Source organism: Exiguobacterium sp. s83 (assembly GCF_018617095.1).
GTDB classification, from domain to species: domain Bacteria; phylum Bacillota; class Bacilli; order Exiguobacteriales; family Exiguobacteriaceae; genus Exiguobacterium; species Exiguobacterium profundum.
Window position 1 is genome coordinate 1,430,700 of record NZ_JACSJP010000001.1, and the last position, 19,855, is coordinate 1,450,554.

Annotated in this window: 26 protein-coding genes; 11 read left to right on the forward strand and 15 right to left on the reverse strand. The window is 48.2% G+C overall.

Annotated features, from left to right (window positions below):
• Nucleotides 1–97 precede the first annotated feature (97 nt).
• A complete protein-coding gene (gene hpf / locus KNO73_RS07350; RefSeq protein ID WP_012726945.1) occupies nucleotides 98–661 on the reverse strand; it encodes a ribosome hibernation-promoting factor, HPF/YfiA family in 564 nt (187 codons plus the stop codon).
• 307 nt (nucleotides 662–968) lie between these two features.
• Nucleotides 969–1,166, reverse strand: a complete 198-nt coding sequence (gene cspD / locus KNO73_RS07355; RefSeq protein ID WP_012726946.1) for a cold-shock protein CspD — start codon at nucleotides 1,164–1,166, stop codon at nucleotides 969–971.
• A 259-nt stretch (nucleotides 1,167–1,425) separates the two neighbouring features.
• Between cspD and KNO73_RS07360 the strand changes: the two genes are divergently transcribed.
• The 9 genes from KNO73_RS07360 to KNO73_RS07400 all read left to right on the forward strand — a co-directional run bounded on the left by KNO73_RS07360 (nucleotide 1,426) and on the right by KNO73_RS07400 (nucleotide 7,825).
• Nucleotides 1,426–1,932 carry a competence protein ComK gene (locus tag KNO73_RS07360; protein WP_235189275.1) on the forward strand — a complete coding sequence of 169 codons (507 nt, stop codon included), beginning with the start codon at nucleotides 1,426–1,428 and terminating at the stop codon, nucleotides 1,930–1,932.
• A 74-nt stretch (nucleotides 1,933–2,006) separates the two neighbouring features.
• Entirely contained in the window at nucleotides 2,007–3,752 is a 1,746-nt protein-coding gene (locus tag KNO73_RS07365) for a hypothetical protein (protein WP_078147325.1), read from the forward strand.
• A 9-nt stretch (nucleotides 3,753–3,761) separates the two neighbouring features.
• Nucleotides 3,762–4,052 (forward strand): EscU/YscU/HrcU family type III secretion system export apparatus switch protein, encoded by a 291-nt coding sequence (locus KNO73_RS07370; protein ID WP_012726949.1) that lies wholly within the window; start codon nucleotides 3,762–3,764, stop codon nucleotides 4,050–4,052.
• Nucleotides 4,049–4,429: a flagellar protein FliS gene (locus KNO73_RS07375; RefSeq protein WP_215112247.1), complete on the forward strand. Its 381-nt coding sequence runs from the start codon at nucleotides 4,049–4,051 to the stop codon at nucleotides 4,427–4,429. Before KNO73_RS07370 ends, KNO73_RS07375 begins: the two co-directional genes overlap by 4 nt.
• On the forward strand, nucleotides 4,413–5,315 hold the full coding sequence (locus KNO73_RS07380; RefSeq protein ID WP_215112248.1) for a flagellin N-terminal helical domain-containing protein: 903 nt from the start codon (nucleotides 4,413–4,415) through the stop codon (nucleotides 5,313–5,315). Before KNO73_RS07375 ends, KNO73_RS07380 begins: the two co-directional genes overlap by 17 nt.
• 24 nt (nucleotides 5,316–5,339) lie before the next feature.
• The gene (locus KNO73_RS07385) at nucleotides 5,340–5,783 is read left to right on the forward strand and encodes a YaaR family protein (protein ID WP_012726952.1); all 444 of its coding nucleotides are present in this window, start codon (nucleotides 5,340–5,342) and stop codon (nucleotides 5,781–5,783) included.
• 9 nt (nucleotides 5,784–5,792) lie between these two features.
• On the forward strand, nucleotides 5,793–6,458 hold the full coding sequence (locus tag KNO73_RS07390) for a DUF2225 domain-containing protein (RefSeq protein WP_214816089.1): 666 nt from the start codon (nucleotides 5,793–5,795) through the stop codon (nucleotides 6,456–6,458).
• Between the two features lie 293 nt (nucleotides 6,459–6,751).
• A complete protein-coding gene (locus KNO73_RS07395) occupies nucleotides 6,752–7,252 on the forward strand; it encodes a DUF1572 family protein (RefSeq protein ID WP_215112249.1) in 501 nt (166 codons plus the stop codon).
• Nucleotides 7,253–7,351: 99 nt separating this feature from the next.
• On the forward strand, nucleotides 7,352–7,825 hold the full coding sequence (locus KNO73_RS07400; protein ID WP_215112250.1) for an AraC family transcriptional regulator: 474 nt from the start codon (nucleotides 7,352–7,354) through the stop codon (nucleotides 7,823–7,825).
• 149 nt (nucleotides 7,826–7,974) lie between these two features.
• On the opposite strand, the gene KNO73_RS07405 is transcribed toward KNO73_RS07400, so the two are convergent.
• Entirely contained in the window at nucleotides 7,975–8,595 is a 621-nt protein-coding gene (locus KNO73_RS07405) for a DUF4352 domain-containing protein (protein ID WP_251024868.1), read from the reverse strand.
• 141 nt (nucleotides 8,596–8,736) lie between these two features.
• Nucleotides 8,737–8,922 carry a hypothetical protein gene (locus KNO73_RS07410; protein WP_012726958.1) on the reverse strand — a complete coding sequence of 62 codons (186 nt, stop codon included), beginning with the start codon at nucleotides 8,920–8,922 and terminating at the stop codon, nucleotides 8,737–8,739.
• Between the two features lie 159 nt (nucleotides 8,923–9,081).
• On the opposite strand from KNO73_RS07410, the gene KNO73_RS07415 reads away from it, so the two are divergent.
• Nucleotides 9,082–9,225, forward strand: a complete 144-nt coding sequence (locus tag KNO73_RS07415) for a hypothetical protein (RefSeq protein ID WP_215112252.1) — start codon at nucleotides 9,082–9,084, stop codon at nucleotides 9,223–9,225.
• Nucleotides 9,226–9,494: 269 nt separating this feature from the next.
• On the opposite strand, the gene tnpB is transcribed toward KNO73_RS07415, so the two are convergent.
• The 7 genes from tnpB to KNO73_RS07450 all read right to left on the reverse strand — a co-directional run bounded on the left by tnpB (nucleotide 9,495) and on the right by KNO73_RS07450 (nucleotide 14,308).
• Nucleotides 9,495–10,586, reverse strand: a complete 1,092-nt coding sequence (gene tnpB / locus KNO73_RS07420; RefSeq protein ID WP_215112395.1) for an IS200/IS605 family element RNA-guided endonuclease TnpB — start codon at nucleotides 10,584–10,586, stop codon at nucleotides 9,495–9,497.
• A gap of 5 nt (nucleotides 10,587–10,591) precedes the next feature.
• On the reverse strand, nucleotides 10,592–10,990 hold the full coding sequence (gene tnpA, locus KNO73_RS07425; RefSeq protein WP_215112253.1) for an IS200/IS605 family transposase: 399 nt from the start codon (nucleotides 10,988–10,990) through the stop codon (nucleotides 10,592–10,594).
• A gap of 258 nt (nucleotides 10,991–11,248) precedes the next feature.
• Nucleotides 11,249–11,602 (reverse strand): flagellar protein FliT, encoded by a 354-nt coding sequence (locus tag KNO73_RS07430; RefSeq protein WP_215112254.1) that lies wholly within the window; start codon nucleotides 11,600–11,602, stop codon nucleotides 11,249–11,251.
• Entirely contained in the window at nucleotides 11,599–11,973 is a 375-nt protein-coding gene (gene fliS, locus KNO73_RS07435; protein WP_012726961.1) for a flagellar export chaperone FliS, read from the reverse strand. Before fliS ends, KNO73_RS07430 begins: the two co-directional genes overlap by 4 nt.
• A 14-nt stretch (nucleotides 11,974–11,987) precedes the next feature.
• Complete coding sequence (gene fliD, locus KNO73_RS07440) at nucleotides 11,988–13,655, reverse strand: flagellar filament capping protein FliD (RefSeq protein WP_215112255.1); 1,668 nt, start codon at nucleotides 13,653–13,655, stop codon at nucleotides 11,988–11,990.
• A 12-nt stretch (nucleotides 13,656–13,667) separates the two neighbouring features.
• Nucleotides 13,668–14,024: a flagellar protein FlaG gene (locus KNO73_RS07445; protein ID WP_078147335.1), complete on the reverse strand. Its 357-nt coding sequence runs from the start codon at nucleotides 14,022–14,024 to the stop codon at nucleotides 13,668–13,670.
• A gap of 44 nt (nucleotides 14,025–14,068) precedes the next feature.
• Nucleotides 14,069–14,308: a hypothetical protein gene (locus KNO73_RS07450; RefSeq protein WP_215112256.1), complete on the reverse strand. Its 240-nt coding sequence runs from the start codon at nucleotides 14,306–14,308 to the stop codon at nucleotides 14,069–14,071.
• Nucleotides 14,309–14,400: 92 nt separating this feature from the next.
• Here KNO73_RS07450 and KNO73_RS07455 point away from each other — a divergent pair, with 92 nt between their 5' ends.
• The gene (locus KNO73_RS07455; protein ID WP_215112257.1) at nucleotides 14,401–15,273 is read left to right on the forward strand and encodes an endonuclease; all 873 of its coding nucleotides are present in this window, start codon (nucleotides 14,401–14,403) and stop codon (nucleotides 15,271–15,273) included.
• A 90-nt stretch (nucleotides 15,274–15,363) separates the two neighbouring features.
• On the opposite strand, the gene KNO73_RS07460 is transcribed toward KNO73_RS07455, so the two are convergent.
• The 4 genes from KNO73_RS07460 to KNO73_RS07475 form a co-directional block, all read right to left on the reverse strand.
• Entirely contained in the window at nucleotides 15,364–17,004 is a 1,641-nt protein-coding gene (locus KNO73_RS07460) for a flagellin N-terminal helical domain-containing protein (RefSeq protein ID WP_215112258.1), read from the reverse strand.
• Nucleotides 17,005–17,260: 256 nt separating this feature from the next.
• Entirely contained in the window at nucleotides 17,261–18,553 is a 1,293-nt protein-coding gene (locus tag KNO73_RS07465) for a methyl-accepting chemotaxis protein (protein WP_214683843.1), read from the reverse strand.
• A 121-nt stretch (nucleotides 18,554–18,674) separates the two neighbouring features.
• Entirely contained in the window at nucleotides 18,675–18,998 is a 324-nt protein-coding gene (locus KNO73_RS07470) for a hypothetical protein (protein WP_215112259.1), read from the reverse strand.
• Between the two features lie 10 nt (nucleotides 18,999–19,008).
• The gene (locus tag KNO73_RS07475) at nucleotides 19,009–19,836 is read right to left on the reverse strand and encodes a GNAT family N-acetyltransferase (protein ID WP_215112260.1); all 828 of its coding nucleotides are present in this window, start codon (nucleotides 19,834–19,836) and stop codon (nucleotides 19,009–19,011) included.
• Between the last annotated feature and the right edge of the window lie 19 nt (nucleotides 19,837–19,855).

Sequence of the window (19,855 nt, forward strand, 5' to 3'; positions counted from 1 at the left end):
CCCTAATGTACAGTTTAACCGAAGTGGTGCCACCTTTCAAGGAAAGGCAAAAGGAAACGACCCCCCGAAGCCGGGAGGTCGTGTAGTGTCATGTATATTATTCAGGTTCGATCAAGCCGTACTTCCCATCTTTACGACGGTAGACGACGTTCGTGTTGCCCGTTTCTGCGTCAGAGAAGACGAAGAAGCTGTGACCGAGCATATCCATTTGAAGAATCGCCTCTTCCGTGTCCATCGGTTTCAACGTGAAGCGTTTCGTCCGCACGAGTTCGAGTTCTGCCTCGTCCTCATCGTAGACGGCCGGTGTATCATCAGGTCCTTCTAAAGACTTGAAGTACTCGCCGACGCCACCTTCTTTCCCGCGTCCTTTACGGTTGAGTTTCGTTTTGTGTTTACGGATTTGACGTTCCAATTTATCGACGACGAGGTCAATTGCCGCATACATGTCGAGGTTGATGTCCTCAGCACGGAGCAACAAGTTCGGCATCGGGATCGTCACTTCCACTTTTTGTTTCTCGTTATACACTTTCAAGTTGACGTAAGCCGTCTGTGCATCCGTAGGAGTTGTGAAATACCGAGTCAACTTCTCCAGCTTTTTCTCGACATAGTCTTTGATTGCTGGTGTGACCTCAATGTTTTCGCCGCGAATGTTATAAATCATCTGAACTCCTCCTTAGAAATAACCGCTTGAACCAATGATTCGTCGAACGAGACGGAATCTCCTGCTTCATTTCTTAAAAAAGAAAGGGGAACCAGGTGGCTCACTCATATTATACCCCGAAAACGCTACGATTGAAAACGTTATCATCAGAAAATAATGACAATTTTGTTCCGAATTCAACATTTCCTAGAACGAGCGAAAGGTATAGAAAGAAAATACCCATTCCACTCATTTTTAAACGCCTTTTTTTATTATGTAGACAAAATAAAAAGCCGACTCCCAAGGGAGCCGGCTTCGCGGTTTGAAATTATAATTTTACAACGTTAGCCGCTTGTGGGCCACGCTCGCCATCAACGATTTCAAACTCTACATCTTGACCTTCGTCAAGTGATTTGTAGCCTTCAGATTGGATTGCTGAGAAGTGTACGAACACGTCTTTGCCGCCTTCAACTTCGATGAATCCAAAACCTTTTTCTGAGTTAAACCATTTTACTTTACCTACCATGTGTAAATCCATTCCTTTCACCATTGGAGAATACAGAGGATTGTCCTCTACGGCTAATCTTACCACCTTCTTGTAAACGTGACAAATACTTTCTCAAATATTTGTAAACGTTTCGTCATTTGGCTTTCATTGGAATTATATTTCCCTACTTTTCATATTGTCTTGTTGAATTTACATTTTTTGTGATATATCATTGAAGGGATGATTTAGGTTTGTGCCGTTTGTCTTTAGCCGATCCTGAAAATCTAATACGAGGAGGATGGTGCAGCGTATGCGCTCCTACTATTCTGAGGAAAAATATCGCATCACAAAGCGAACCGTGGCGATTCTCCCTTGCTTTGACATCATGAAGCAGTCACGGATCATTCTCGAGGATGGCACCGAGATTTCAACCCCGCTCCGGCCGTACCAGTTGTTGCAACTTTCTTGCCGCCAGTACAACAGCTCGATCGAGGAAAGAATCTTCATCGCCAAACGCGTCGCCGGCGTAAAAGGGAAAGTCCCTGTCGTGATTGAACCGACAACTGGACTCGTCTTCTTCCCGACGAAGTCTCCAAAACGAGACGATTGTGAATGGTATGCCTGGTCCCATATTCGAGACATACTGAACATTGAGGGTGAGCCGAACGGGCTTGTCCTCACGACTGATGGACATCAAATCCAAACGAACGCAACACCGTACGTCCTCCGGAACCAGCTCAAAGCGACAGGTGAACTTGTCGCCCGGTTCCAACAATTGAACGCGAGCCCCGTGCTCGAGTCCTGACACGCCTTCCGTCGAAAAGACGGAAGGTTTTTTTCTATTGTATCGCTTCATTTTTTTAAAAAGAGGTCGATATTATGGTCGAGGTGACAAACATGCAAATTCAAGCCCAAGCGACCGCCGTCAGTTCGGTCTTACCAGGCATCCAGACGAACCGGACGTACAAGGCCGAACTCGTCAAACAAACAGGACCCGACTCCGCAATTGTCAAGATCAACGGTGAAGAAGTCGAGGTCACATTTAAAGATGGGCTTCCGAAAACGAACCCGTTCCAAGTGACGCTCGCCGAACAGGACGGCGTCTTGATGGCGACCGTCGTTCCTCCAAAGGAAGAGACACTTGAATCCGCACCACCTGCGTCCGCGTCGTCAAAGCTTGATGCGAAGATTCAGACGCTCCTCGCTTCCCTTCCACCTGAAGTACGAAGCGCGGTCAGCCGTCTGCTACAATCCGGACGCTTGCCGATGAACGAAGACACGGTACGCCTTCTCGAGACGGCGTTCAAAGGGGACATGCGGGACGTCATCCTACATTTGAAGACGCTCGACACTCCGACCGTTCCTCGTGAGATGGCCCGGGAAATCGCCGTCCTCTCTTTGAACGAAGCGAAACAACAGATCACACCGCCGGCGCCGAACGCTCCTTACCCACAAAAAGAGCGGTATGTCGAACTCGTCAATCTGTCACGTCCCGTGAGTGAACGCTTCACGCCGACACCGGAAACGATTGACCGGGTCATCCGTGACCTCACGCCGACGACACCGATATCATCGCGTCCGATTGAATCTGAATCGCGCCAAGCGATGCCGCTTCCTCCAATCAACGGGAAGCAAGTGATGGTGAAGGAAGTGACGTCACATCTAGCGACCGTCACGAACACGTTCCGAAACGAGCAGGCGACCGTCACGAAACAACTCGGACAAGTTGCTACGTTGATCGAGACGAACCCGCATGCGGCACGCCCTGCCCTCGAGACCGTCTCGACCCGTCTGACACAACTCGTCCAAAAGACGGACGCCTTGCTTCATACCGACGTGACGCAAGAGAAGCAATTGGTCGCCATGACGGCCAAACTCGACGTCGCGTTGTCGTTGCTTGCGACGAAACCACAAGAGAGTGCGACACTCGTCAAAGAGGTCCGGGCGGCACTGAATGATTTCCGTTATGCGCCGAACCAGACACGCATCGAATATATCCCGCACGGGGCGACACGTGCCGGCGAGATGCCGACCGTCGCGCCACTCAAGCTCGATTCGACATTATCTGGACGACACATCCAGGAAGTAGCGCAACGTGTGCAGACACAGGCACAGCTCGCCCAAGCGACGTCCAATACGCCGACATCAGCTTTATCGGTACGTGGAGATACGACGAACCCCGAGGCGCAACGCCTCGCCTCGTTCTTCCAAGTCCAACAGACGCTCAACCGCCTTGATGGCGGTCAGCTCCATCAACTCTTGTTCGCCCTACCGGCAAAAGTTCAAGAGATCGACACCGGAATCCATGTCCATATCCAAAACCGGGAGGCCGGGGACGTCGTCGACTGGGAGAACAGTGTCCTCTACATTCGTTTGGAGACCCCTCGCCTCGGAGAGATTGGCGTCAAGCTTGAGGCGAAGGACCGAAACCTCCGACTCACGCTTGAACATGACGATGCGACGGTCGAACGTCTTGCCCGTCCCCTTCTCGGGAAGATCGAACAGACGCTCGAGACGATCGGATATAAGAGTGTGACGACCCAGTTCAAACCGCTCACGAAGGCGGAGCGTGTCATCGAAGAGCCAACGATCGCACCGACGACCGGTTATGACTTTAGAATTTAGGAGGTCCCGATGTACCAACGCATGGATTTGACGAAACGAAAGACGGCCGCGGTCGTCCGCTATGACGAAACGACGGACAAAGCGCCCGTCGTCGTCGCCCGCGGGACCGGAGCCGTCGCTGAAAAGATTTTACAGGAAGCACGTGCCCGGGGTGTGGCGGTCGAGAACGACCATTCCTTGCTCGGCCACCTGCTCGACCTTGACTTAGGGGATGCCATCCCGCCCCAACTGTATGACGTGATGGCAGAAGTGTTGTTGTTGATAGAGGAACTTGATTCGATCAAAGGAGAACAAAGATGAATTCAACCCAACTATATGAGATGAGGCCAGAAGAACTCACGCAAGCGATGCTTCATGCACTCGTTTATCACTATGAACGTGCCCAAGACTCGACGATCGCCGAACGGAACCGCCACCTTCGCCAAGCCCGGGAGCTGTTGGTCAAGCTCCACCAAGGACTCCATGACGGCGGCGGAATCATCGCGGCTCAACTCGATGAAATCTATCTTTACATGGCGAACGCCAGCGTCGAAGCAATCATCGACCAAGATAAGAAAAAAATCGCCGAACTACATACGCTCGCGAGCGACCTCGATCAAACGTGGAGCGAAGCGATGGAGCGTGCAAAGACTCAATCTGTCCCGACTGGAGGAAACCGCTATGAAAATTACCAATAACGTCCAAGCCTTAAAAGCCTACTCATCGCTCTCCCTGAATCAGGCATCGATGAAGAAGACGATGGACCGTCTCTCGAGCGGAGTCCGCATCAATAAGGCGTCGGACGATGCAGCGGGTCTCGCCATCTCGGAGAAGATGCGGATGCGCCTCGATTCCCTCTCGATGGCAGAACGCAACACGCTCGACAGCATCTCGCTCACACAGACGCTAGAAGGCGGAATGAACGAAACACACGCCCTTCTCCAACGGATGCGTGAATTATCGGTTCAATCAGCAAATGGAACGCTCAGTGAAGACGACGCCAAAGCTGTCCAGGAAGAAATTAACGCATTGACTGCCGAAGTGACCCGGATCGCGGAGACGACCGAATTCAACTCGAAGAAGATTATGAACGGGGAATATATGCAAGGGAAGAGCACGTTATTCTTCCAAATCGGTGCCGGCAACAACGAAGCCGTCATCTTAAACGTACAAGATATGCGGGCGCACGCACTCGATATCACGACGTTGACACCTGGTGGCGGGGAACTTCCTGCCGTCGACCATGACAACGATTCGACGACACCCACTGAAACGTATTATGCATTGAGTGTGTTGACACCTGAGGATGCGGGTGATGCCATTTCGAAATTCGATGCAGCCATCAACAAAGTGTCACTCGAACGTTCAAAACTCGGAGCCATCCAAAATCGCTTAGAAGCGAACGTCAGCGTCGTCGCCATCGGCTCAGAAAACTTGACGGCATCTGAATCACGAATCCGTGATGCCGATATGGCCCGTGAAATGATGGACTTCGCCCGTCTAAACATCTTGAATCAGTCCGGCATGGCGATGATTGCCCAGTCGAACGCATTGCCGCAAGGCGTGTTACAATTATTGAACTAACCTAAAGAAAGGACGGTTGCCCATATGGACATTCGTCGCATCATGGAGACGCAATCGCTCCTCGGCTCAAGTAAGGCGAAACGCCCCGAAGTCGAACCCGGCGTCTCCTTCCAAAACGTGATCGGTCAAAAGCGCGAAGACCGGGAATACGAACGCTTCCAGCGTCAAATCGCCGCGATTCATGAACAAGGAGAACTGCTCGCCGAGAGTCAGACCGTCGAGGCGCTCGCCGACTACAAACAAATGATTAAAGACTTTATGAAAGAGGCCGTTGACGCGGCACTCCGTCTCGAAGATAAACGCGGATTCAATCGCCGCGGCCGCGCGAAGATTTATAAGGTCGTCGAACAAGTCGACCAAAAACTCCTCGCTCTGACGGATCAGGTCATCTCAGGTGAGGCCTCTCGCCTCTCCTTACTCGACCAGGTCGGTGAGATTCGCGGACTGCTCGTCAACGTCTATGTGTGAGGTGTCGAGATGGCAGAGCATTTATTTTTGAAGAAAGTCAAATGTCCGTATTGTTTACAGGAAAGTAAGACGAACCGTGTCTTATCACGTCACATCCGACCACTCGAAGTCGAGAAGGATGGCTACACGACGTATGACGGACCGAACCCGTATTTATACGAGCCGACCGTCTGCGACCATTGTCACCTCGTCTTCCACGACTCGTTCGACAAGGTGCGCAAACACAACCGAGAAGCGCTCGAGACGAACTACTTCAATCAAGTGAACCCGGATGTGTTGAAAGGTGACCGCTCGTATGAGCACGTCATCCTCCTCTATAAGTTCGCCGTCATGACGGCCCAGTTGAGCGGACAAAAACCATCTGTCATCGCTATGCTCGGGATGCGAATCGTATGGATGTACCGATTAATTGGGGATGTAGCGTCTGAAAAGGAATGGATGCAGCGGACGCTCGATAAATACAATGAGGTGCAAGAAGCGTATACGGACCCAATTCGAACCGGATTACCGTACGATCAACTTATGCTACGGATTGCCGATTTATCGGCCGCGCTCGACTACTACGAGGATGCGCGTCGCTGGTATGGGATCCTCCTCAACAGCAAGGAAGTATCGGAGCGCATCCGGAACCAGGCCCGTGATCATTGGGAAGAGTTTCGGTTAGAGCATGCGTAATCAGAAGTGTGGGACCTCGTGTCTCACACTTTTTGCATACAAAAAAATCGCGCTCATCCACTCACGGACAAACGCAATCGACACAATTGATGGGTGAACCCTCAAACCGAAAAGAGACCACGCGACATGACTCACGTGAAAACCAAAACAAGGCACCCTCATGCCGACTACGCGGTGGCGTCTTGCGCGATAAGACTAGTATAACGCCAATTTTATAATATTACTATAGTTTTTGACCGGGATGAATGTGGGGTATAGTCAAAATGGATACATATGAAAAGGAGGATGTTTTTATGTTTGAAATGCAATATCTCGATACCGTACGTGCTACGTTTAAAAGCCAGAAACAACTCGCTGAGCGCGCGCTCGTCCAAGTGAGTGAAGAGGACCTGCACAAGACACTTGCGTCGGACACACTCTCGCTCGCCTTGATCATCCAGCACATGGCGAATAACATGAAGTCGCGTTGGACCGATTTTTTGACGACAGACGGCGAGAAGCCGGACCGTGACCGGGACGCCGAGTTCGAGGACCAGCAGCTATCCCGTGCGGAGCTCATGGAGGTTTGGGACGAGCGTTGGCAACTGTTGGATAATGTTTTAGCTGATTTGACACCAGATGACTTAGGGAAGAATGTGATGATTCGAGGGGAAGCCCATTCCGTGATTGACGCGATCGAACGCCAAGTGTCGCATTATGGGTATCATGTCGGACAAATCGTCTATCTGTCGAAGCTATTCGCCGGGAGCGACTGGGATGTGTTGTCGATTCCGTTGCCGCATCAGCGTAAATAACAATTCCTGTTGCAACACTTCAACGAGATATTATTTCAATGAAGCACTTTTTTGGACATCAAGACAATTGAATCAGTCAACTTTAATGGGGGTTACAAAATGGATATGACTTTAAAGCAATTACCTGAAACTGAAATTGCATTTATCAGACGTACGGGTAGCTATTTTGAACCACAAGAACATTGGGGGAAATTAATACATTGGGCGACGGAACACAACCTTTACCCTCCATCAAGTCAATTTATCGGTATTTCATTAGATAATCCGAACGATGTTGATCCTCATGAATGTAGACATGATGCTTGTGTCACAGTTCCTAGAAACTTTGATAAAACAGGGCACGGGGAGATACAATTTAAAATGCTAGAAGGTGGTCAATACATCGTGCACCATTTCTACGATACTCCAGAAAAACTGAGTGAGACGTATAAATATATTTTTGAAGAATGGTTACTAGAACGCGAATATTCAGTGGACGAATCTAGAAATACCTTGGAGTTCAATTTGAACAATCCAGCTGAAGATCCCGACGGAAAATCTAAAGTCGATTTATATGTACCCATTAAGAATTAAGATTTTACAAAATGAAAAAATTAAGATACAAGGAACTCTCAAAATATGAGAATCCCTTCTTATATTCTCTATGCTAACCACTATGCTTATTGTGTAGTAATAATCAACCATGAGACTAGGCGTACCGATTTTATTCGGCACGCCTACTCTTATTTTGTCACGTTAAGTGTATATTCGTAGCGGTCTTCTGCCACTTTGTCGAAGTTCTCGTTGAATGGTCCATCGATGACGACTTTCAAGTCCGTCAGCTCTTCTGGTTTTGCTTTCACGAAGAAGAGGACGTTCCCTTCCTTCTTCACCTTTCCTAAAAATTCTCCACCGACGTCATCTGAGAACCATAAATCCGAAGACACCTGTTCCCCTGTGTTCGTCACCAGTGTCGCCTGGTTCGGATGGAAGCTCATCGTCTCGTCGACCGTGTTTTCAACAATCATGTTCATCGCGACGACCGTCACCTCTTCTTGTCCATCGAATGAGTCACGATAAGCTTCCGCGACCGTAAGGCGTGACGTCTGTACCTTGTCGATTGCGAACTGGATTGGTCCCATCGCCTCCGCGATCGTGAGCGCCTTATTCTTCATGTAGATCTTGTTTGTGCCGAGTTCACTCTCTTGAACGTCTTCGTTCTCAGTGGTCGCTTCTTCAGGCGCACTCGCTTCCGCTTCTGCCACGTCTTCCGTATCCGTGGCCGTCGTCTTCAGTTCATCTGCTTCTCCGCATCCGACAAGTAGTGCGAACGGTACCGCCACCAGTAAGCCAAATCGTTTCATGTTCATCTTCATCTCTCCCTTTCCAAAATCAAAGTGATGTGGTTAAGACGAATATAACGAATTGACAAACCGAACCGTATTAAGAAAAAGTTCCAGGTAAAATAAATGTCAAGGTCCATAATCGGACCTTGACATGTATACTTATCCTCTTGATTTCAGCTCTTCTTCTTCGTACGGATCGGGACGATCCTCAAACGGCGTATCGTCCTCGACGTACGCTTCAAGTTTGGGGTCCCGTTCGACGTATTCATCGTACGCTCCCTCTGGACCATAGACGAAATAACGGCGCTTCCGTGACGATATCGGTTTGGACTCTTTCTCACGCATCTCGTTTCCCTCCTCTTTCCAGAAAAGAAGCAACGGCTACATTGATGTTTACCCGATTATAGCGGAAAACAGACGTCATTTCATCTATACCCTTTATATGAAACTTCTCCTTTCCACAGTCGTGTACATTTACAACGATTCGATGAAAGGAAGATTCATATGCAATTATTGAAAAAAGGAATCATGCGGAGTTTCATCTGGTCTCTGCCGTTCGCAATCCTCGCGCTCTATCAAAGTTGGTCAGGTAACACAGACGCCATACACGCCATGCTCGTCTACGCAGGGGTTGCTTTCTCGGGCTGACGAGTGTCATTTACGAGATTCGACAATGGTCGTTCAAAAAAACAGATTTTCATTCATTGGAGTGTCATGCACGTGACGATTCTGCCACTTCTTTGGTTCGGTGGAGCTACGCCAGTCACGTCAATTCAAGATGCCGCGCGTCTCTACGTGAACTACTCGCCACTTATTTGCTTCGCAAATTGAAGTGGGAGCTTCTTGGGAAGACCGTGCTTTTACTAGCCACGATTGTTTACCAAGCTCGTCGGGCAGTCCCTGCCCTGAAGGTTTTTTTAGTCAGCCAACATCAACAGGTTGATGCTCGCATTGATGTCGCGGTCATGATGAGCGCCACACGTACACGTCCATTCGCGTACATCCAATGTTTTCTTCTCGCCTTTTTCGCCGCAAGAGGAACAGATTTGCGTCGATGCGTACCATTGGTCGGCCTTGATGAGCGTCCGTCCGTAGAACTTACACTTGTATTCTAGCTGGCGGACGAACTCGTACCAACTGACGTCGGCGATCGATTTGGCGACCCTGTGGTTCTTCATCATGTTCTTCGATTTCAATGTCTCCACGACGATGACTTGGTTCTCGTCAACGGTTCGTTTTGACAATTTGTGAAGGAAGTCTTTGCGTTGGTTTGCGATTTTCTCGTGTTTCTTGGCGAGGATCAGTTTGGCTTTTTCCCGATTCTTGCTTCCGATCTTCTTACGAGACAGAGCGCGTTGCGCCTTCTTGACCTTCTCTTCGGACTTGCGAAGAAAGCGAGGGTTGTCGATCTTCTCAGAAACCATGTCATCATTTGTCATGATGGCGAAGTGTTCCAAACCGAGATCGATGCCGATCTTGTTCTTAGCCGGAATCCATTGCTCGTCATCCTGATTGACAAGGATGGAAACGAAGAACTTGCCTGTCTTCGTCATCGAGATTGTCGCAGACTTGATGATCCCCTCGAAAGAACGATGCTGTTTGAACTTCACGAAGCCGATCTTAGGAAGTCTCACCTTCCCGTCCTCGATCCGGACGCTCCCGTTCTGATTGTTGGTCGTGTAGGAGGCACGGTCGCCGTGCTTCGATTTGAACTTCGGGAACCCCACAGATTTGTCGCGGAAGAAGTTGGCATATGCCTTGTTCAAGTCCATCTGGGCATTCGCCAGAGACAAGCTATCGACTTCTTTCAAGAAAGGGAATTCGGGCTTGTACTTCGCCGGGGTCGGGAGCTTCTGCTTCGCGTCGGGGTTCAGCCTTGACTCTTCATATAACCGGATACGTTCCTCGAGCATCTTGTTGTAGACGAAACGGACGCAACCGAACGTCTTCATGAAGGATTCTCGTTGTAGCTTCGTCGGGTATAGTCGAAACTTGTACGCCTTCAGCAAAGTGATCACTCCCTTCCTTGTTTTTCGATGTATTGCCTGATGATGTCGATCGTCGCACCGCCGGTCGTCACGAGACAGTAGCTCCGAGACCAGAACATCTCTTTCCACAGTCGTCTCTTGACGTGCGGAAAGTCTCGTTTGATCAGTCGGCTGCTGGCGCTCTTGTAGGCGTTCAGAAACTTCGACATCGCTGTGTTCGGATGGGCCTTGAACAACACACGGATATGATCGCCGTCATGATTCCACTCGGTCAGTGTGATATGGTACGACGCGCCGATTCGTTCGAACGTCTGTCTCGCGAACCCGGAGACGGCGTCGTCGATCACCTTGCGTCTATATTTGACCACCAAGACGAGATGGGAGTTCAGGAGGAAGACTGAATGTTTGTTCGTATCCATTTTCATTGATAGTTCAGTCCTTTTGATTGGTTACGTCCATTATACCAAGCACATACAATCTTGCTAACACCGGCGATTCATCTCCCACCTACGCTGGGCTTCGCCCCGAGACGCTTAGAGGAGGGAGAATTCTCGCCTGATTTAGTTAAATTTCACGGTTAGTGGTCTGATTTTATTTACCGCTTCTTATTTCATTATACGCATGCGTCGCCAAATCAAAGCCTCTTAACACAAAAGCTCGAAGGCGTGCGCCTTCGAGCTTTGTTATGTCTGTTGGTCGAATAGACCGGAAAAGCTAGAATCGACATCCTCATATGGATCGACGTAGGACTTGACCGTCTTCCGTTCCATCCGGGCCGTCCCGAGCGTCATCCCGAGGCGCTGGTGTTCGGCTTCAATGAGACGGGCGATCTTTTGACTGTCGTCGACGAGCTGCCGAAGGACCGTCTGATCGGCTTTCTCCAGATCAGGACCGTGCGCCACAAGCAACTGTTCCCGGTCGTCCAAGAGCTCATGGATTTGTTCCATCCATGTGTCATACGTCGGCTCTTCGGGAACTTTCGCCAGCAACTCTTTTAGACGTTGTGTCTTTAAAATGATCTCATCAATCGGTCTCATGACTGCTTCGCGAGTTTCATCGCTTCCTTCCACGTGTCACGGAGTTCCGTCGTGAAGTCGAGCACTTCGTCGAGGATGGTCGTATCGTTCTTGACGTTCGCATCGACGAGGCGGCGCCACATGTAGTCATAGAGTGAATCCAAGTTCGCCGAGATGGCGATATCTTTATTGAGTGTGAGACGAAGCTCTTGGAAGATGGCTTGCGTCTTTTGGATGTTGATGTTCTTTAAATCAGGGTTGCCCTGGTCGATCGCAAGCTTGGCGAGGCGCATGAACTTGAGCGCCCCGTCATAAAGCATAAGCGTCAGTTCCTGTGGGTTCGCGGTCGTGACCGCGTTGTTTTGATAAGCTGCGTATGGATTGGCTACCATTTAAATTCCTCCTCTTACATGCCTCCGCCTAAAAACTGTTGAAGTGAAGCGGCTTGCGAGTTCGCCTGGTTCATCGCCGTTTCCATCGCGGCGAAGCGACGGTAATAGGCATTTTCTTTATCGATGAGTAAATCGTTGAGCCGTTTGATTCGTGAGTCAATTTGGGTCATTTCACGACCCATTGAATACGTCGGAGCACCAGCACCATCAGCACCGGCGATTCGTGTGATTGTCTCACGTGAGTCTTTCGCCGTATCACGGATTTGCGGGAGGAGTCCCGTCTTTTCATCCGTGAAGAGTTTATACACTTGTTCCGGATCTTTCTCGATTGCGGCTTTCAGTTTCTCTTCATTCAGCTCAATCTTTCCGCCGTTTGTGAAGTCTGATCCGGTCGAAAGACCGATTTGGAACAGTTGCTTCATCTCTTTATCGTTCGATGCCGATGTCGCACTCGACCATTTGCTACGGAGCGTATCCATCGTCCCGCGAAGGATGGTATCACCCCGGAGCATCCCACTCATCGCTTTCTCTTCCCACTTTTTAATCTCATCTTCAGACAATTCATCTCGCTGTGCTTGCGTGAGCGGTGCGAACGAGCGGAATCGTTCTTCGCGCGTCTTCTTGTTCATGAGATCGATCGTCTCATTGTATTTATCGACGAATCCTTTGATGTTGTCAAAGATTTTTTGGGTGTCAGTGGCAGCGGAGAGGGTGACAGCCCCACTCGCAAATGTTGATTTTAAAGTTAACGTCATATTATCAATTGTCACAGTATTCGAGCTTTGTGTCATCGGAATGCCATTCAGCATAAACTGTGCATCTGTTCCGGCTTTTAAGGCATCTCCAGAAGCAATTCCTAGAGCTACTTGTGTGGTTGCATCGAATTCAATCACCGCAGTTGATCCCGTTTGTTTTTGGGTCAAAGCCAGTTTCCCTGAAATCGGTTCAAAAAATGCGGAAATGCCTGTATCTTTACCATTTAATGCTGCAATCAGATTATCTACAGTGGCATCTTCTGATAACTGAATCTTCTGCATCGCACCGTCTTTTACAGAGCGTAGTTCGAGTTCATATCCGGAAGTGAATGTTGCTTTTGTGCCAGCTGGGATATCCGATCCATCTGTCATCGTCACTTTACCTGTCGCGTCAACGCTATAAGTTCCATCAACTAATGGTGAATCGCTTGCATCACGCAATTGAACACTACCGGCTTTTGGCGGTGGTGAAAGTGTCCAATCTTTCGTAGCAGTATCAAGTGTCGCTGAACGAGACGTCGGTGTAAATTTCATATCAGAAATTTTAGTCGTTCGTGTCACAGCACCGTCCGCTTTCGTTAACGGTGTTGCCGTCACTGTCGCGGCAGTTGCTAAAGCAGAAACAGAATCGACTCGAATTGCAGTATTTCCATTCGACGGACCTGCCACGACCGAAACACGTGACTCATCCGATGAACTCGACGTCTTCGCATAGAAATTTCGGCTGAACATCAGATCGACCGCGCTGTTCCTTAAGGTCATGAGTGAGCGGTTGATTTCGCGATAGGCATCGCGTTTCCATTCCGTTGTTTGTTTTTTCTGTTCCAGTTTATCGACCGGAGCACGCTCGGCCTGCATCAATTGTTTAATAATGGTGTCGGTATCGATTCCACTGGCGAGTCCGCCAAATCGGATCGGTGTCGTCATGAGAATCCTCCTTTATACGCGTTCGTCAAAGAGATGGTTAAACTCCATGAACGCCGCAAAGAAATCAAGTGATTTCTTGCTTGGGATTTCGCGGATGACTTCGTTGTTCGTATCCACGATTTGAATATAGTAGTCGTTCAATTTTTCATGTTTCATGAACTTTAAGCCAGTACGTTGTTGGTCTAGGACTTGATTCGCCTTCTCGACGGCTGCCTCTAACTTGGTAACGTGTTGAGGCGTCGGAAGAATGACGATGCCTTCGTCGGCGAGTTTCGCTTGATTCGCTTCGACGAACACGTTTTTCGTTTGTTCATACGGCAAGACGGAAGAAGGTAGGTGAAGCCGGACTTCTGAAATGGTCGGGTTCATATGGTTCTACTCCTCTTAATAAATGTTCTCAATTCATATATCGGTTATTCTATTGAATTATTGAGGATTTCACGAAAACTATCCATAATCTCTGATTCGAGATAGCTTAATTGACTTTGTAAGTCTTGAAATGAATGATTTAAAACAATCCTTCTCGTCGCTTCAGTGTTTGCTGCTTCAAGTGCGATTGATTTCATCGTCAACAATAGCTCTTCTTTTTTATCAAGCATTTCTTGTACTTGTTTGACTTGATTTAATTGATGTATGAGTCCTTCTCGATTCATTAACTTCAGCCCTTTCTTTTTTCTATATCGGTTAAGGGAATGAGATTCATAAGGAATGGGAATAAAACACTATGTGAAAATTATAACAAGGAGTGATTGAAGTGAAATGGGAAGAGTTGACGGTTTTCGAGAAGAGTTTATTACTCGGAGATGGTACAATCGCACGAACAAAGTCAAAAAGTATTCCGAAAAAAGGGCTTCAATACCGAGAACATTTTTCTGTCAAACAAATGGAGTATCGGGAATGGAAATTAAAAGTGGCCCCTCGCATTTTTAGTGGCATTCGAATTCGAAAGACAGGAACGAGCGCAGAACTGTATTCTGAAAAAGATGAACTGTTCGCTTGGCTTTGGGAACAGTGTTACGTTGATTGCAAGAAACATGTCCCCATTCACCTATTAGAAGATTGCACCCATCCTGTCTTTTTACTCGCCCTTTACTTAGACGATGGAAGTTTATCATTGACCAAGTCATCACGGTCTAAATTGAACCAGATCATCCTCACACCGCATATTTATTTATATCTCCAAGCATTTTATCCCGAAGAACTCGAACAATTGAGCACATTCATTGCTCGCACATTCCATCATCAGTTTGTGTTAAGCAAACGATCCGATGGTCATTTTTACACGCTACGTATTCAAAAAACAGAGGAGGCCATACGATTTTTAAATGACTTCGCACCCTACGCATACGCGATTCCTTCAATGCGAAAAAAATTGGATTGGGAGTATCGACTTGATTTGGAAAAAACAAAACATCCTGGCCTCTCCGTAATCGTATCTAAAGCAAAAAATGACTATACAGATGAAGAGATTCATTTCATCATTCAAGCCAAACAGAAAGGGATGACGGATGCTAAGATTGCCGAAACATTAAATCGCACGTATTGGTCCGTCGTGTACAAATGGCAAGATATTAAGAAAAATATTTTAAATGAGGACTCACTTCTATACACATACTAATAAAAAGCCCGACTCTCGATTGGTGAGAGACGGGCTTCATTATGCAATCCGTACATTGCGTATACTGATTTAAAAAGTTGAAAGAAAATCTTAACGAAGAAGTTGAAGAACCGCTTGCGGCTGCTGATTTGCCTGTGACATCATAGCTTGTGCAGCTTGGTTAAGAATGTTGTTCTTCGTGAAGTTCATCATTTCTTTCGCCATATCAACGTCACGGATACGTGATTCTGCAGCAGTTAAGTTTTCTGAAGATGTTCCGAGGTTATTAATCGTATGCTCAAGGCGGTTTTGGACTGCCCCAAGTTTAGAACGTTCAGATGAAACAGAACTGATTGCGCTATCTAGTGATTTAAGAGCCGCTTGAGCACCTGAAGCAGATGAGATATCAATGTTAGAAACACCAAGTGCAGCAGAACGCATATCTTTAATTCCAAATGTGATTGACTGCGATTGGTTAGATCCGATTTGGAATGTCATTCCACCGTTACCTGCAGATTCAGTTTGAGCTTTAGAAAGACCTAAATCTTCAACTGCCGTTTCGCCTGTCAAATCTTTAAGTGAAATTTCACCAGAAGGACTGCTGATTGCCAAACGTCCATCTTTCGATACAGTTACCGCTACATCTTGAACAAATCCTTCATCGCCAGCTGATTTCCCAGTTGATGTATTGTAAGTGCCAATCGCAGCGTTGATAGCTGTCGCTAAATTATCTGCTACATCTGACATATCATCACCATTCGCAGCAGTGAATGATCCACTTACACCAATCAACTGATCATTTAAGGATACGTCAAACGTTTTACCAGTAATATCTGTTCCGTTGTATGTGCTATCTCCAAGATTGGCCGCAGTTGATACAGCTCCCGCAGCGTCTGAAAGGAAAGTAGCTCCAATAGAAGTAGCAGCTCCTGCAGTCGTAAGTGTAACTTCTGAAGTTGTTCCTTTAGAACTGCTTGTAAGAACTAGTTGATCAGAAGAATCTACATATCCTGAAACGTGTCCTACACTAGCTCCAGAATCATCAATTGCTTTATTAATCGCATTGGTTAACACTTCACCAATCTGTTTGATTGTAGAAGCACTTGCCGTAGTTAAATTTGATGCCAACAAATCCTTTTGATCTTGTGTGAGTAAAGTATCCCAATTCACTTCAATTTTCTGACCGTCGACTGTCAATGTATCTGCTTCAAAACTTGCAGATGAATGGTCGGCAGCGATAGCTGTCCCAGAAGTCATCACACCTGAAGTGAGCTTCGCTACTACACCACCGACTGTAGTGTTAGCTGAAGACGAGACACCTTGAGCGCCATTTAAGCTACCATTTAAAAGTTTTTGTGTGTTAAACTCAGTTGTGTTACCAATACGATCGATTTCTTCTTTCAATTGCTTCACTTCGTCTTGAAGCGCTTTGCGGTCTTCTGTTGTGTTCGTACCGTTTGCAGATTGGTTTGACAATTCACGCATACGTTGAAGGATTGAGTGTGTTTCATTCAATGCACCTTCAGCTGTTTGAATCATCGAAATTCCATCTTGTGCGTTACGTGTCGCTTGATCAAGTCCACGTACTTGCGCACGCATTTTTTCAGAGATTGCAAGACCAGCTGCATCATCACCAGCGCGGTTGATGCGAAGACCCGAAGATAGTTTCTCCATCGCTTTACCAGTCTGGTTCGTGTTGAACGACATGTTACGGTGTGCGTTCATAGCGTTTAGGTTGTGGTTAATAATCATTGTAATTTCCCTCCATAGGTTTAAAGTTTTCCGCTCTTCCAAATCCTTTTGTCCGAGCATGCAAGGTTTAGGCCGGCCCCTCACCTTGCATTTTTTGGAACGTTTTATCGTTTCCATACTCTATATCGGAGTCCGTTCTCATCTGTTTAGTCTTTTTCGAAAAAAGTTACACGTTTTGAATATAAATCTTCAAAACGCATAAAAATAGCCCACTCTCGTCAGCTTTTGATGACCAACTCGAGTGGGCTATTCGGACTTACACTTCCACCTTCATCTGTTCCGTCTCATTCTGCAAACTCTCCGCGACGCGAACGAGCTCTGACATCGCTCCGTTCACTTCACCAAGACTAGCTGCTTGCTGGCTCGCTGCTGACGTCACTTCATTCGCATAACGTGATGCCTCTTCGACCATCCCAACGATGCCCGCCGAGTTTGTCACAACCGAATCGATCTGACCACGTGACTCATCGAGGAGTGAATCGACCGAATGGACATGACTGTATACTTCATTTGCCGAATTGTGGATCGATGCGAACGCACCACCTGCTTTTTCAACTAAGCCAACACCTGTCTCCACTTCTGCTTTGACGTTCGCCATCGACGATGACGTATCGCCAACGAGACGCTTCACGTCTACGATGAGATCGGTGATTTCTTGAGTCGAGTTCGCTGTTTGTTCCGCGAGCTTTTTCACTTCTGCCGCTACGACGGCGAATCCACGACCATGCTCACCGGCACGTGCCGCTTCAATTGATGCGTTCAAGGCAAGCAAGTTCGTCTGTGCTGAGATGTCACTGATGACATCCGTGATCCGTGAGATTTCGCCTGTCATTTCTGTCAACTGGCTGTTAAGTGTTGATGATTGCTCCACTTTCCCAGCAATCGCATGCATCGCATTGACGGAAGACGAGGCAAGACCTTTCCCGCTCTCTGCTTCCTGTTGCATCTCGCTCGCTGAATCAAGCGCCGATGACATCTCTTGACGGATGCTCTCCATTGTACGCGCGACCGCTCCGAGCAAGTCCATCGAGTTATACGTCGCACTGACGTTGTCTTCTAACATCTTGTTGAGGGAGTCCATCGCAGAACGAATGTTTTCTCCTGCAACGTTCCCTTCTTGGACCGCTGCTGCGATTTCCTGTGCCGACCCTGTCAATTGGTCCGCCGTGTAACGCATGTTCGTGCCTTGTTCCCGAAGGTGTTCGACCATGTTGTCCATCGACAAGAGTAGACGTCCCATCTCTGAACGATCTGTCGTTTTCTCGTCGGCGAAGTGCACCGTCAAGTCCCCGTTCCCGACTTCAACAGCTTTTTCAGAAGCCATCTCGACCGCTTTCAGTGGACGACGGGCAATCAAGTAAATGACGCCCCCACCGAGTGACGAGATGAGTAATGCCACGACCGTACCGACGAGCATGACTTGACCTTGTTCCATCTCGAGTTCCGTCAAGAGTAATAGGGTAATGTAGCCGACCGCTCCGCCCGTGATAAAGGACGTGACCAAAATCCACGCGAGCAGTTGCGTCGTAAAGTTTTTAAATACTTTCACTGTTTGTTCCTCCTCATTGTGTTCATCACTCCTTATATCGTCCAATTTCCAATGAATGTATAGCGTTTTCAGTTGAACGTTTGGTCAATGAAAAACGTACCCCGTCAAGGAGTACGTTTCGTTAGAATGCTTCGTCGTCTCGTTCGACGTGCGCCACACGTCGTGGTGTCGTCGCCGCATCAATCGCGAGCGTGATGGCAGCCGCCCAGTGCAGCATCATGCCGACAAACGGGATAAAGCCGAGGATTGATGCCGCAATTCCGACCGCCGCGCCGTAAGAGAATCGATTCAGTCGACTGAACGAAAGAATCAACACGATCACGTGGTACACGAACATGAAACCGAGGGGCGAATAGCCCATCCCGATGATAAAGAGACCGCCAAGAAACGGAATCCCGAGAAAGGCTTCAAACGCCGCGCCGAGCCATTTCAGATTTTTCACCATGTGGTTCACCTCATAATTCGATCATGTAAAACTCATAGCCACCATTCTCCGCAAAACCAGCGCGTTTGTAGATCTCGAGCGCCGCCTTGTTTTCCGTCTCGACATCGAGCTCGACTTTCGTCCGACCCATGCGGAACAGTTGTTGAACCATCTGTTTCAACATCTTTGTGCCGTAGCCTTTGCCTTGCTCGCCTGCTTTGACCCCGAACGCATGAATGCTAGCCGCGTCGTCCCCAGTGAGAAGAGCGCGAATCACGCCGATCGGTTTGCCGTCCACTTCGCCGATATACGTCACGCGGTCTGGCGTGTCGATTTGTTGATAGATGTTTTCCGTCACATCGACCGGGTCACCGAACGCCTCGCTGAGCGTCGCGATGATGAGCGGACGGTCGTCTGCTGTCGCCTCACGTAGCGATACCTCGTCCGGTTTCAAGAAGAGCTCCGCCTTTTTCAAGACGAGATTGTATTCCGAGAACTGATACGCCGCCTGAAGATGCTCGAGCACTGCTTTCCCGGACGCTGAATTTCGGTCGATGACGAACGTGAACGCTTCGCAACCGTTCAATTTTGCATCTTGTTTCGCCGTCTCAAGCAGTGCCGTGAAGACACCTTGTTTCCGGTATTCCGGATGGACAAGGGCATTCACCTCATACTCGTTCGGGAGATACGGGAAAAGCATGAGATACCCGACGAGTGTCTCTCCGTCATAAACCGCATAATCGTTCTGCCCGACCGACTCATGCCCGACTTTCACGTCGATCTTGTCGTTCGCGTTGACCGCCTGTTCTAGCGCCTTGACGTCATCCGCTTGCCTTACTTCTTCTACTGTCCAATTCATGTACATCACCTCATGTATT